Annotated in this window: 15 protein-coding genes; all 15 read right to left on the bottom strand. The window is 36.5% G+C overall.

From position 1 onward, the window contains the following. Positions 1–217: 217 nt before the first annotated feature. The 15 genes from KQI85_RS05720 to KQI85_RS05655 all read right to left on the bottom strand — a co-directional run bounded on the left by KQI85_RS05720 (position 218) and on the right by KQI85_RS05655 (position 14,068). A complete protein-coding gene (locus KQI85_RS05720; protein WP_216575122.1) occupies positions 218–1,513 on the bottom strand; it encodes a helix-turn-helix domain-containing protein in 1,296 nt (431 codons plus the stop codon). Between the two features lie 131 nt (positions 1,514–1,644). Continuing rightward, positions 1,645–2,235, bottom strand: a complete 591-nt coding sequence (locus KQI85_RS05715) for an AAA family ATPase (protein ID WP_216575121.1) — start codon at positions 2,233–2,235, stop codon at positions 1,645–1,647. Positions 2,236–2,278: 43 nt separating this feature from the next. Next, positions 2,279–2,485, bottom strand: a complete 207-nt coding sequence (locus tag KQI85_RS16505) for an MBL fold metallo-hydrolase (RefSeq protein ID WP_371820554.1) — start codon at positions 2,483–2,485, stop codon at positions 2,279–2,281. Next, positions 2,475–2,750: an MBL fold metallo-hydrolase gene (locus KQI85_RS16500; RefSeq protein WP_253293759.1), complete on the bottom strand. Its 276-nt coding sequence runs from the start codon at positions 2,748–2,750 to the stop codon at positions 2,475–2,477. The genes KQI85_RS16505 and KQI85_RS16500 overlap by 11 nt, the downstream gene beginning before the upstream one ends. Before the next feature lie 402 nt (positions 2,751–3,152). Then, positions 3,153–6,320, bottom strand: a complete 3,168-nt coding sequence (locus KQI85_RS05705) for a hypothetical protein (RefSeq protein ID WP_216575120.1) — start codon at positions 6,318–6,320, stop codon at positions 3,153–3,155. Positions 6,321–6,323: 3 nt separating this feature from the next. Continuing rightward, entirely contained in the window at positions 6,324–7,301 is a 978-nt protein-coding gene (locus tag KQI85_RS05700; RefSeq protein ID WP_216575119.1) for an MBL fold metallo-hydrolase, read from the bottom strand. A gap of 945 nt (positions 7,302–8,246) precedes the next feature. Then, positions 8,247–9,602, bottom strand: coding sequence for an MATE family efflux transporter (locus tag KQI85_RS05695; RefSeq protein ID WP_216507395.1), 1,356 nt, complete (start codon positions 9,600–9,602; stop codon positions 8,247–8,249). Next, positions 9,595–10,044 (bottom strand): MarR family winged helix-turn-helix transcriptional regulator, encoded by a 450-nt coding sequence (locus tag KQI85_RS05690; protein WP_118508147.1) that lies wholly within the window; start codon positions 10,042–10,044, stop codon positions 9,595–9,597. The genes KQI85_RS05695 and KQI85_RS05690 overlap by 8 nt, the downstream gene beginning before the upstream one ends. An 88-nt stretch (positions 10,045–10,132) precedes the next feature. Next, positions 10,133–10,192 (bottom strand): TnpV protein, encoded by a 60-nt coding sequence (locus KQI85_RS16495; RefSeq protein ID WP_253292202.1) that lies wholly within the window; start codon positions 10,190–10,192, stop codon positions 10,133–10,135. Between the two features lie 178 nt (positions 10,193–10,370). After that, positions 10,371–10,598: a helix-turn-helix transcriptional regulator gene (locus KQI85_RS05680; RefSeq protein ID WP_075680659.1), complete on the bottom strand. Its 228-nt coding sequence runs from the start codon at positions 10,596–10,598 to the stop codon at positions 10,371–10,373. 182 nt (positions 10,599–10,780) lie between these two features. After that, a complete protein-coding gene (locus tag KQI85_RS05675) occupies positions 10,781–12,550 on the bottom strand; it encodes a relaxase/mobilization nuclease domain-containing protein (RefSeq protein WP_216560028.1) in 1,770 nt (589 codons plus the stop codon). Continuing rightward, the gene (gene mobC, locus KQI85_RS05670; RefSeq protein WP_075680661.1) at positions 12,529–12,891 is read right to left on the bottom strand and encodes a plasmid mobilization relaxosome protein MobC; all 363 of its coding nucleotides are present in this window, start codon (positions 12,889–12,891) and stop codon (positions 12,529–12,531) included. The genes KQI85_RS05675 and mobC overlap by 22 nt, the downstream gene beginning before the upstream one ends. 51 nt (positions 12,892–12,942) lie before the next feature. Then, positions 12,943–13,236, bottom strand: coding sequence for a hypothetical protein (locus KQI85_RS05665; RefSeq protein ID WP_143524750.1), 294 nt, complete (start codon positions 13,234–13,236; stop codon positions 12,943–12,945). Between the two features lie 123 nt (positions 13,237–13,359). Continuing rightward, a complete protein-coding gene (locus KQI85_RS05660; protein WP_075680663.1) occupies positions 13,360–13,734 on the bottom strand; it encodes a TnpV protein in 375 nt (124 codons plus the stop codon). Then, complete coding sequence (locus KQI85_RS05655) at positions 13,727–14,068, bottom strand: hypothetical protein (protein ID WP_075680664.1); 342 nt, start codon at positions 14,066–14,068, stop codon at positions 13,727–13,729. Before KQI85_RS05655 ends, KQI85_RS05660 begins: the two co-directional genes overlap by 8 nt. Between the last annotated feature and the right edge of the window lie 81 nt (positions 14,069–14,149).

Here is a 14,149-nt window from a genome sequence, read left to right as displayed (position 1 = left end):
ATGTTTGTTATGATTTGATTCTTTAATATCATCATGAGTTCCTCCTTATAACCCATATATCATAACATTTGTACATTCTTATTTAATATTTATTGTACATATTTAAGTATAACTTTATACTCAAAATCAGGAATGCCGCAGGAGCGAGTCGCATCCCCCCGCGGCATTAATACAATATCCAACTCATTTCAAGAACAATCGATTATAAATCGTATTCTCACTCGACACTTAACTCTCTCCATACAGACACAAGCCATTCCGTCATCTTTTTGTTGATTTCAAATATTTCTTGGTACTTTTCCTTCCCTTCAAACCAGGCAAGTGCAATCAACTGATTGGACAAAACCACATACGGCACTGCTTTTTTCTCTGCAGCTGTAAGTTTTACTACATCATCATATCCGTAGATGATGTTTTTATATATCTGAATCCACTTCGCTAATTTGGATTCATTTCCAAACTCAAAACTTTCTGACAGAATAGCTGTTGCCGCATAACAAGGGTCAAAAATTCTGATATTTCTTTCGCTCAATTCAAAGTCAATGAATCCCCATTTATCTTCAGCTACAATGATATTTCCGAGATTAGGGTCCCTGTGAATCACTTGTACAGGAAGATTCTTCAATATCTTTCCAAAGTTTTCTACATAATCCACAAAAACCTCTTCCGATACATTAATCTTTCCTCTTAGTTGCGGAATCGCCCAGTTTTTAACACTCTCATAGATATTGGCATCTTTCACCAATACCTCCACATTTTCCAATGCTTTACTGAGCTGCCCTATCACTTCGCCTACGAAACGAGCATTCCCTACCAAATCATCTTCATACATGTTGTTAATCTTTATCTGCTGACCTTCCAAGCGTTTTGATAAGCAAAAATATAGCTCTCCATCTGCGATATATTCCTCTCCTTCCAAAGTTTTCACCGGTGTCGCTACAAACAATCCCGCATTTTCCAATGCTTTCGAAATGGTAATGTGATTCTTAAGTTTACCCAAGTTTGCTGAAAATTTTAAAACATAGTCCTTGCCAATATAGAAAGCATTCTCATTCCTGTTACCGCTTCCTTCGTAGTAAATATCAGAAATGGTTTCATTCTCCAATCCCCACTTCTTTAAAATACTTGTCGCTTTTTTATGTGTAACCATTACATGTTCCTCCTTAACAATATTGATTCTATAAGGCTTTTTCACCCTATGCAGTTTCAAGTACTGTGCAGGTGTACATCCAAATTCACGTACAAATGCTTTGTAAAAACCGGCATGGGTTTCAAAACCATATAACAATGCCACATCAATCATTTTATTTCCACATTCTATGTCATAAATGGCATTCAGCAATCTGCGCCTTAATATATACTGCATTACAGGCATTCCAACTGCAGTCTGAAACAATCTATAATAGTGGAACAATGAAAATCCGGCTTTTTCGCTCAATTCCGATGCTGAAATATCACATTTGATGTTTTCTTCAATATAGTCAATACTATCTTGTATTATTTCTTTGTACACGCTTACACTCCTTTCCGTTTTTTTGTAGCTACACTTATATAATAACGCGACTTTTCCGAAAAACTTTTCCGTTTTTGCTTTTTTTACATCCTTCTAACTGCAAGAAATGCCACAGATACACTCTGCGGCACTCACCCTATACCAATTTCCTCTAATACACACATAATACGACCGATACTATCTTCAATGCTTTTCGTACCATCTAATCTCACTTTCTTACAATGCAACCTATTGGCACTTTCTTCAACCCGTTCGTTGCTTCTATTACCAATAATTTCTCTAAATGCCTTTTGCTGCTCATACATATCTCCGCCAGACATAACACGTGAACCAAACCTAACCTCTTCCCGATGTTGTACCCGCTTCACCCGTTCCTCCGCAGGAACCTCAAGAATAAATGCTACATCTATCAAAGACAATATATCCTCATCCCAATTCATTGTTACGCCAGAAATAACAAACTGCGGATGCTTTTCTATGTCATTACGGATCATTTCCTGCACTTCTTTTGCTGAGCGTGGCATAGAATACGGAAGTTCCCCTTTATACTCACATTTAACATCATATTGTTGTTCCAGAACAGCTTGGCGAGAGTTCTTTTGTTCCGGAAAATAATAATCTTCTACATCCATCTCATAAAAATCAAGTCTTTTTGCAATAGTATGTGCAAGTGTAGATTTTCCGCACCCGTTCAATCCCATAATGGCAATGCCACGTATCATATATGTTCACTCCTACATTTAAAACTCTTTATTAAATTCGTTCTTATAACATTACTTCAATCTCAATATCTTGCGACAATTCCATGGTTGCTCTTTTGAATCTATCCCCAACCTCAGACTCTCCAATTACATCCGTGTAATGAGTCGGTATAACCTTTTTAGGTTTAATCTTTTGTGTAAACTCAGCAGCTTCCTTAACGTCAAAAGTATATTTTCCGCCGCAAGGCACAAGCAAAATATCACACTGCACATCTTACCATTTTACCGACTTGTTCATATACAACCTGTTTCATACTATATGGTGCAACTAATATCGTCTGCTCTTTAGAAACTTTTCTAATATCTTCCGGTGAAAAATGGTCATAATGCTCATGCGTCACAAAAATAAAATCTGCGTCATGTCTCTCCTCCGCAATCTTAAACGGATCAAAATATACCACCTTCGTTCCTTTAATTCTGATACTGCTTCGCGCGTTAATCAAAATTATTGACATATCAAGTTTCCTTTCTATCATTTTACTTATAACTTCATTCTAGCACACTAATCTTATTTATTCCATGATATCATCTACCTACAACAAATGCCGCAGATTCCTCTGCGACATTCCCTATCTACATATTAAAATCATTCTGATAACAAATTGATAACACTTTTTTGCAACCAATTTTGCAACCACGTTTCCTGTAAATCCAGTGTTTTCGGGCATTCCGAGCGTTTTTTCCCTACTCAAACTCGGCAAGTCATCGTTTTAACTTAAACTATTTTGTTTAAGTTATGTTTGAAATACGCCGATATTTTACTCTGTCTCCACACTTTATTTTGACTTACTGATTTTCTGTTGCCAAAGTGTTGCCACGACTTATAAAGCCAAATTCGTCGAACAAAACAATATTCTCTGACACAAAATGAATAATCCCTATGATTTCTTTCTCAGTTCAATAACTTCCTTTATCATATTAATTATCCATGGCTCATTTCCCTCACCTACAACATATTTAATTTCGTCAATAACATCATATATTTTTTCTTTAAAGTCAGACCGATACTGTAATAATAATTCCATTCTTTTTTTGTTCTGGTCCTTTATATAATCCTTAATTTCATTTTTAAAAATCTCTACAAAAGGATTAATAATTTCACCCCGTTCAATTCCCTTGGTGAAATCGCACACATCTGCCAAATATGCTCTTTTTTCTGCCTGATTATCTAATTTTAACTCTTTATCATCATCAGAAAAGGGATTATATTTGTGTCCAGATTCTTTATCGTACATTTTTTCAAAGCTCTTCCTAAATTCTGTTTTGTCATCCTCCTTTTCAACACTTTTATATCTCATATCCACAGCAATTATATCGTTCTTTAGCTTTGCAAACATACTTTCCCATATACTTTTTCCAATTTGGTTTTCACATAACAAATTAATTGTTTTACTATTTCCCATCAAAAAGACTTCCTGATAACCTACCTTTAACAAACAATCCCACCGATCCTCTGATACTCCATTATATCCTGCACTATTCTCCGAATTTTTCCCAAGTAGTCTTGTGACATTAGCATTTACTGTCATATGATGCTTACGATTCCAATCAAATAAGGATGCCTTTTCAAACATTCTACTAATATCCTCTTTAAGAGCATTTGAAAATTTAGTATCTTTCATTAATTCATTTATTTGGCCGATATCAAAGTATCCTATATTCCATTCATCTAATAGAATCGCCTCAAACAGTTTTTTCAGATATCTTCTGTTAGAAATAATATATTCTGGTTTATTTCTAATCCGTGTATCTGCAACAAATGGAATCAAATTCTCCGTTATCACATGGTAAATAATCTTTTTCCACTCTTTAGAACAAGGCATTTGTTCAACAATACTTTCATCTTCATAAAAATATGAGACACTTTTAGGAAATATATTATCATCAAGTTTTTTGCACAATTCATAATTATGTCTGCTCCACTCTCTTTCAATTAAAATATCTTCCCTTCCCACATAAAAGATATCTGCTCCTGTAAATATACAAAAAAGCGGCTTACCTGGACAAGCATTATATAAAAGAGGAAGTATCCTCTGTAATTCGGTGGGTCTGCCTGCATCCAACTTCTTTATATAAAAAATGGCATCAAACATCACCTTATTGTCACTGTACTCGGTGAACATCTGATTTAAATGTTTTTTTATACCCAGCCCCCGTTCAATATGATCCAGACCGCAGGTATCTATAAAGCATATCTTCCTTAATCCTTTTTGCTTCAATATATAGGCATAGTTATTCGATATAGAATCCTCAATCTTAATTTTCTCAACAATTCCTGATAAGGATTTTCCTTTCACCACTTTGAGACACAATTCAAGAAAGACTTTCTCACTTTTTCCCATATCTTCCAAATTTATCTTCCAATTATAATGTTGAGCCACAAAATCAATACCATGATATTCGCCTATTGCAGAAACAATGTTTTCATAGAGCTTTTCATAGTAATTCTTTAATGTTTTATTTTCTATTTCATCCTCATCTGAATTTTCTTTATAAAAACTAAAAATTGTTTTAATGCTATCAGAAAATTCGCTAAATAACTGACTTGTATCAGTTTCAAAAGTGCTATTTAAATAATAAAACTCTCTAATATCAAAAAAGCCACTACACACATTTATCACATCAAAGACATTTGTTTTATTAGGTAATTCTCCAACCTCACTCGTAAATTCCCCTTTTATAACTGCTCCAATATAATCATGCAATGATATCTGCCCAACAGCGCAACTTTCCTTAATCTGTTCACGATATTTTTCAAAATCCTCTGTACGAAGAATGGCAGACAACTGCTGTTCTGTTATCTTTTCCTCTTTGGAAATCATTGCCAGTGTTCTAAGCATGTCATCATATAAGAGTTCAATTTCTTTTTGCTCGACTTCATCATCCTTGCAGATAATATCTTTCATGTCTGCCAGAACCTTATTTATTCTTTCAATACTTTTTGTTTCTTTCAATGCTGCCGACAAGAACTCTAACTTGGGCAAAAGCATTTTTACATAACCCAGCATATTCATAGTCAAATCAATATACGGAAGGTCAAATAAATCAATAAAAATATATTGTATTACATTTAGATGTGTCTGTTTCATCATTTTTTTAGAAAATTTATCTTTTGTCAATATCTTCACATCTACCATTGGTTTCTCACAATAGTCCATCAATTCATAATTAATATCCATCCTCGTAGTTTGACCATCTCCTGAGGCATTCACTTCTTTACCATGTAACATTAATTCCTTAATGAAGGATGATTTTCCGGCTCCACTACCTCCTAACATCAGAATATTAATATCCCGTGCCTCTTCTGCTTTATCTCCATGAAATATCCACTCAATCTGAATCTTCCCACTATTATACTCAAACAAAATAATTCCCTGGTTTCTCAGCCATTCAAAAACTTGACGAATTTGGATGAAATATACTATTTTAAAGGGATTATTCCCATCTCCCACATTACATAGAGACTGGTTGATTCCTATTAGGTATCTAACACCTTGTCTCTGCATATAAACAGGACCTCCTGATAATCCGTCCAATAAATCCTTATCTGTGAATTCCTTATACCAATGTATGCTGTCTGTTAATTTATAAATTCCCAACTTGTCCATCTCCGGAAAGGTACTTTCTCTCTTTCCTTCCAAACACAATCTTCGATTTATGTCACAATCATTTAATATTTGTGGATATCCTTCAGTAAATACTTGTGTATCTTCTACGTTTTCAAAACTAACATACTCTTCAAACTCTATATTAATTGCTTCATCCAGAACCACTAACAACGCAGCAATATCATTTTCATTATCGAATACTTCTCCATAAGCAATTTCAATATTCTTTATATATTCCTTCTCAATACTTCTCCCCTGATTGTCATAAATCTCCAAATTGACATAGTCTTTGATATCTGAAACACTCTCCTTCAACTCCCTGACAACATGATAATTGGTAATAACAATATATGAATTTCTATCCTTGCCTTTGCAAGGAAATATAATTCCACTACCATGTCGGCTATATGTTTCAATAAATACAAGATTTTTCATCATATGCTATACACCTATTTCCGATTTCTTTTCTATTCTATGAACCAAATCTGTAGGTTCTGTACATTCATAATCGGTACTGGTATAAATCTTACACCCACGTTCGAATAACCCTTTAATAATATCTCTATCCGGATGCTTGTTTTCTCCAGTTTGCCCTTTCTTAATTGTAACTCCATACTGTTTACAAGAAAATGTATCTACAAATTTCTCAATTCCTTCATTATTATTTTTTGCACCATGGTGAGATAGTTTTATATAGTCAATATGTTCCACGCCCTTGAACTCCTTCAGTATCTCATACACCTCTTTCACAATCCCATCCCCCATCATAAGCACCTTTTTTTTATTGAACTCTAATAAAAAAGAAATTGAACTTTGATTTTTTAAATTACTATCCTCTTTTACTTTGGCAGAGCTTTCTGTTACATTTTTCCAATTTCTCATAAGCTTTTTCAATGTGTCAATATCAGGGGAAAGCATAGTAATATATACATGGTCATTCTCCAACATATCAGCACTCATTAAACCTCGTTGTACTTTTGATAAAATATGTACGGGAAGCTCTTCTTTTTGTCTTCGACGCTCAATCACTTTATTTTCCCTATTATAATTTCTAGCATAGCTTTTTATCAGCTTTTTTTGTGATAACCGACGTCTTATTTCCTCATACAACTTATTTCCTTTGTCATATGTGATAAGCGTCTCATCATATTTATTATATATGATGAATACATTATTCAAAAAATCATAAGTATTATAATTCTCCAGCAAATCTATGACTCCTACAATATGATCATTATCCACATGTGTAACCACAATACCGTTTAATTGCTGTCCATTCAAAGCATTCTTTAAATCCTCTAACACATTCGCTTTTCCGCAGTCAACCACCAAATTGAAATATTTTCCTGTTGCATTGGAAACCTTAATTAAAAAAAAATCCCCCTGACCAATATCAAAACTCTTTACTACTATTCCCATTATGAATCCTCCTTTCCGTCTTTATCTATACGCACTAAATTTAATTTTACCACTAATCTTTATTATTCTCTTGCTTCATCCGGCAACAAAATCTCCATTCATAAACATAATTTTGAAATAATATATGTACTGGCAGATAATCTGCGGACTATCTGCCAGTTAAAATAATCTGTATAAAATTGTAAATTATTCAAACTCGCAAAGTTTGGTTTGATTCTGGTTGTTTTAATATGGTTATCTATACTGTTTTGTATTGATAATATGTGTCTTTTCCACACATTATTTTTCGTTTCACATATTTTTAGTACCATTCCAGTACCATTGCATTTTTTCATTATTGTGTGCAGTTCTGGTGGTTTGCAGGTTGGTTTGCTATTCACAGAATAATATTCTGTCGGTTTGCTTGTCCACCTATGGAAATTATAATCTGCAACCGCTAATTCTGCAATAAGAAATTTTGTGGTACTAATGGATAGCATCATCCTTTTTCATATCATTCATCAATTTATCAAAATCACTTTCATATTATAGTTGGCAAAATAAACAGGATATTTTTGTTATGTAAACTAAAAAGGAAGTAGAGATTAAATCCCTACTTCCCAATCATACAGTTTTTCTTTATGATATTTCTGGATTTCTGTAACCATCTGATGTGATCACGCAGTTCTTCCCAGGAAACATCTTCCGGTGATTTGTGAAGAATATTTGTCAGATAATCCAGATAGGCACGAATGTAGGTACAATAGTTTCTTATTTTTTCTGAGAGAAAAAGTATCAAAAAGGTATCAAGACATAAAAAGACCTGAAATCATGTCTTTTTAACATGATTCCAAGCCTTGTAAAATATTTAGCATACTGTATTTTTCTATTCAGATACCATCTTAATTTGCACTATCTATGCTAACCGAAACAACAAAGTGCTTGACATTCACAAGTGTTTGCTGTTTACATGTCATTTTTTTGTTTTTTAAATTCTATACCCACCAGTACAACAGATAGCACAAACGCTGAAAAATCAGCAACAGGCCCCGCTAGCAATACTCCCATAATTCCGAAACGAAGCGGGAGCAGCAGGGTAAGCGGAATCAAGAAAAAGGTCTGCCTTGTTAATGCCAACAGAGCACCTTTTAACGCTTTTCCTATTGCGGTAAAAAAGTCGGAAGAAAGCAACTGCACACCATTTACCAACACCATGAAAATATAGGTACGCATGAACAAAACAGCAAATTCAAAATACAGCTCGTCCCCGTCTCCGAATAGTGAAATGATAGATCGCGGGAAAAATTGAAATGCGATAAAAGCAATAGTGGAAACAACAAGATTCCACTTTATTGCAAGCATGTAAGCCTCCCGTACCCGATGATATTGCCTTGCTCCATAGTTGAAACCGATAATCGGCTGCATCCCTTGCGAGATTCCTGTAACAATCGCAAGGATTATGGCATTTGTTTTCATAACAATTCCGCAAGCTGCCAAGGGAATATCCGTTCCATATTTTGTTAATGCGCCGTAATAAGTCAACGAATTGTACTGAATGATTTGAATCACGGTAATTGCAATCTGATTTGAGCAGCTGCTTATCCCCATGCTGCAAATTTTCAGGCTTTCTTTAATGTCAAATAAAAACGACTTTTTTTCAAAATGGATTGTTTGGAAACGCCATAGATAACGGAGTGCGAGTGTGAAAGAAAAAATTTGCCCAATAACCGTTGCCCAAGCTCCGCCGGCAATTCCCCAATCGCAAACAAAAATAAAAATGGGGTCAAGAATTGTATTGATAATAGCTCCCACAACCATGCAGGCCATTGAATACTTTGGTTTTCCATCTGCTCGAATCAAATTGCTCATACCATTCGTTACAATGAGAAACGGCATTCCAATCAATGTTATGCTGGCATACTGCTTTGCATATGGAAATACAGCTGTCGTTGCCCCAAATGCCTTTAGGAGCAAAGGCAGAAAAGTTTCTCCAACCAGCAAATAAATAATTCCGAAAATTCCCATCAGAACAATACCATTTCCCGCTGCTTTGGCGGCAGCTTTCGGCTCTTTGCATCCAAGACAGAGGGAAACACGGGAAGAACTGCCAATTCCGACCAGTAGTGCAATGGCAAGGCAGATGGTAGAAAACGGGTAGGCAACATTGGTTGCTGCATTTCCCAAATAACCGACCCCTTGACCAATAAAAATCTGATCCACAATATTGTAGATTGAACCGACAAGAGACGCCACAATACTGGGAACAGCAAAATTTTTCAACAGCTTTGGAATTTTTTCATAGCCCAGAGGATTTTCAGTCATTGAACTCCTCCCCCTTTCTCTCTATATGGAGTTCCGATGTGATATTTCTGCCCGCCTGTATTAAGAAATCCATAAAAAGGTTCTGCTCAGATTCGCTCATACCCTGCAATAAAAGAGCTTCTGTCTTTTCGCATACCGTCTGTACCTCATCAATTACAGACAGCGCACGTTCCGTAGGATACAGCTTACACGTCCGCTTATCCTTATCATTTGGGGAACGCATAATCATTCCCTGCTTTTCTAATGCCGCAACTGTCCGTACAATATTGCTCGGATGAACATAAAACATATCCATTAAAGAATCCTGTAAAATGCCGGGCGAACGACAGATTTTGATTAAGAACATATATTGACTGTTGTTGATTCCATAGGGGGCAAGTTGCTTGTCCAAATAGATTTTGTAAAATCGGTCTGTTACGGAAAGCCATTTTAATAGTTGCATAGATATATACCTCCAATCAGAACGTATTATACATCAATATGCGTGCGCACGCAACTACTTTTAACATTATATCTGCCGCTTTGTCCTCCTAAACACAAATCAATTCTACATCTATAATCTCTACTGCTCTGCTACGAATATTATTCATTTTCCCGACCCATTCAAGCTGATTTTCTGCCTTTCATCTATTGTTTCGACTGCTTCTCTCTGTCTTTCAGAAAGACCTTCAAATATATCCATACAAGCACTCCTTTCCAAAAATAACGGTTTCAAATCAAACTATATAACACATCTTATCAAACTACTTGTCCCATAATCTGTACTTGTTATTTGTCACCCATTGATTCTTCTTTATCCGGGACATACTCCATAATCTCACCATAATCCGTCCCTAATTTTTTACATATTTTATCTAAAATAGGCATAGCAACATATTCATTTTTCCCAAGCTTTGTCATGGTATTAGGTGCTATTTCTGCTTTTTTTCTCAAATCCGCTCTGCTCATTTCTTTTTCGGCTAATTTTATCCACAATCGCTTATATGATACTGCCATTGCTAATCCTCCATATAAAATTTCATCAAACAATTCTATATCACATCATACCATATATCTAATATTTTCTCAATATTTTTTCGCACGTTCTCGCGACTTTCTATACTTCCTTCAATAGCCAATATTTCGATTTGTGAATCAATATTTTTCTATCTAATACATAACTGGAAGAGACAGAGGAATTACCTTCCTCTGCCCCTATTCCACATCTTATCTTCTGCTTTATCTTTACCAGCATCTCTACCAACACTCTCATCATAAATTCTCTGGAATTCCTCATACATTTCGTCTCCATCCAGCTTTATCCCAAGCCTTTTCATTACATCCGAGAACAACCATATGCTCCCACTAACATCAGCAATATCAAATCCGAATATATCAGCCTTAACAGAATCACTAATATTCTCATAACCACCAAGCTCTGATATCCTCCTGACAATCCAGCCAGCTTTGTCCACAGACACTTTTTCTTCAGATTCCATAAATTCACTTTTACCTGTTACATCAGTAATATCTTCATCCCTTCTTGCCGTATTTACATCAGACGCATTACGAATATCTGGCATTACAGACGTATTGTTCTGATTATTGTCTGGATTCACTACCTCAACATTCGTCTCCGGCTCAACAGCCACATCTTTCTCTGACACAGCCTCCTTTTCCATCCCCGGTATATCAACATCCCTGTCTGCAACGATTTCTTCTTTCCCAGACACCACATAATAAGCTGTATACAAATCTTCTTTCACAATGCCATCAGCAAGCTGCAACTGCTTCTTAATCCCTCTTTTCTCCTGCTTCAATTTATCCAGTTCTTTCTGCACTCCCACATGCCATATCTGGTACTCACGATACTGCTCCTCGTTCTTAATATTCCGTTTCCGACTAGAACTTTCTCTGTATATCTCCTTCTGTCTGTCCTCAATCTGCTGGATCTTTTCTTTCTGCTCACTTATGAAATCCACAAGCTCCACAACACTTTTGATGTCATTATTTACAAGCAGCAGATATTCGTCCTGTAACTGATGAAACCTTTTCAAATCCTCTGTATACTTTGCTCCACCAACCTCAAAACGCTTCTGCTCTACAATCCTTAATCTGTATAGCTTTGCATAAAATTTCTTCTGATATGGTGACAGCTTCACTCTGTGCAATCCCATGATATCCGACGAATAAAAGTAAGGCTTTGCCATCCAAGGCATATCCACATAATGCCGTAACATATCTTCTGAAAACATCTCGTCCAGCTTTGCCAGTTTATGATAATATCTAAATCCCGGTGCCTGCACCTCCATCCACGCATCTTTCTTGAATACATATCCCAGCCGTTTCATCAGATATTTAAAATGCTCTACATTCCCTGCTGCATACGCACACATCTTGGCATCTCTGAGAATTATCTCTTTCATTGACATTTCTCTTTCCCACTTGTCCCTGCTGATATTCTTAGGGTTCCTGCTGTACTCCGCCGGCATTATGGAAAGTCCAAGTTCATCACAATATTTATTTGTAATAGGCTGGAGATGATTCTTCCAGTTGCTTTTAGGTGAATTGTATTTCTTGCCAGTTGTCATACTGACACTATTCCAGATCAGATGTCCATGCATATGCTCCTTGTCAGTATGAACCGCATACACAGCCTCATAATCATCTCCCAGTAAATTCTTCGCAAAGTGCTCCAGCACATACATTGCCTGCTCTGCACTTACTTTTTCTTCCGGTGAAAATGATATGATCACATGATAGCCCTGCCTTTTACCCGTCTTATGAAAAATATTCTTTGTCTCTTCCATCTGCTCAAATGCTGTGTCCGCCAGGCAGTTAATACCGCCCACCAGTACACATTCTTCTGTCTTATCCGGGTTCTGGATATATTCCAAGGCATTCTTCAAGTGCGATGCCGGATTTCTGCCCTCTGATTCCTGTATATTTAAGATCTTTGTAATCGCCATACTTCCAGCACCTCCCCAAATGTTTTCTTTACATCATCCAGACTGTTCTGCAGCTTGTCAATGTCGCTGTAATACAACCTCCCATGTGAATTGCCAAGCTTTACCGCCTGATTAATATTATTTGCAATACCGGCAATAACACGGATTGCTCTTGCCCTGTCCTCAGGATAACTTGTATCTATATTGCCTCCTGTCCGGATTAATTCTCTTATATAGGCACTTGCTGTCATTCTCGTCCGTTTAAGTGCCGCTTTCAGAATATCCATATCTTTTTCTGACAGCTTCACCGATATCTTATAATCTTTCCTGTCAGACTTGTATCTTCTCTTTCCATCTGCCATACATTTCTCCCCTTTCGTAATTTTTCAATGCTGTATCAAACCAATCTCTTTTTATCTGTACCATTGCTTTTCATCCTTTCCAAAAGTTCTGCTTATAGGTTTTGCAAGATGCGGAAAAGGTCGGACCTTTTCCCGAAAAAATATAAACGCATCAGCGTTTACATAATTTTTCGTCTTGGCAGGAGCTCCTGCACCCTGTATATGATATGTGGTGGTTAATGTACCACCACGATTACTGATATGGTGGTTGAAGTTCCACCAGAGTTGTAAAGTGGTGGCACTTTTTGCCATCACTTTATTGTTTTGGTGGCATTTTCCGCCACCACTTTTCCATTTTGATGGCACTTTCCGCCACCATGACTTTTTTCACTCTGATTTGAGTGGTGGCGCTTTTTGCCGTCACTTTGCTGTTTTGACGGCGCTTTTTGCCCCCACTTTTGCATTTTGACGGCACTTTTTGCCCCCACACTAATGAAACTGCATCACCACATCCATAATAACGATTTCCTCTGCCATCATCCTGGTCTGTGTTCTTAGCTGTAACTGTTCCGTAAAGGAATTTGGATTCTTAGGCTTATGCTTTTTCAGCCACTTAGCTTCAATATCATCAAGCAGCTCATATGCTGTTTCATTGACTTCATTTGCTCTCTCTTCAAGCTCGCCGAACCTCACCAGGCTTTTATATCTCATTGGATATTCTTCCTTGATATATTTAATCCACATACGCCCATACTTTCCTGCATCTATATCTGCCTTTTCTGTTCCTGCAACAAGCACCGGATAAAAGATTCCATCCTTTTCTTCATACGGAATACCAAGCTTTTCAAATGTTGTTTTACTCATAATGATTACCGCCTTTCTCATCACTCTGCAGGATATCAAGCACATGCTTTAATGGAACCAGCAGTTCTTCAACTTCTATACCTCTGTCAGATTCATCTAACGTCTGTAATTCTTCCAGTATCGTATCAAGATGAACCTGTACTTTCTTTGCCACCTTTATTCCACCAACAACCTTGATTTCATGCTTCAGCAGACATTGGATGATATAATCCTGTTTTGAAAGTCCGCTGAGTGAAACCTTCACATTCAGCTCCTGCGCTTCCTCCGGTGACATCCGAAATGCTACCACAACATTTCTCCATCTGTTCTTGGCATCCAGCCTTTTCTCGCTCATAATAATCTGCTCCTTCCGATATAAAACCTTTTACTTAAGTCCACATAACATCACATCCATACATAATGCAAAACTCTCGCC

The sequence above is a fragment of the Falcatimonas sp. MSJ-15 genome (assembly GCF_018918265.1).
GTDB lineage: Bacteria > Bacillota > Clostridia > Lachnospirales > Lachnospiraceae > Falcatimonas.
The sequence above is the reverse complement of the archived record's forward strand: the minus strand, read 5'-3'. Positions and strand labels throughout refer to the sequence as shown.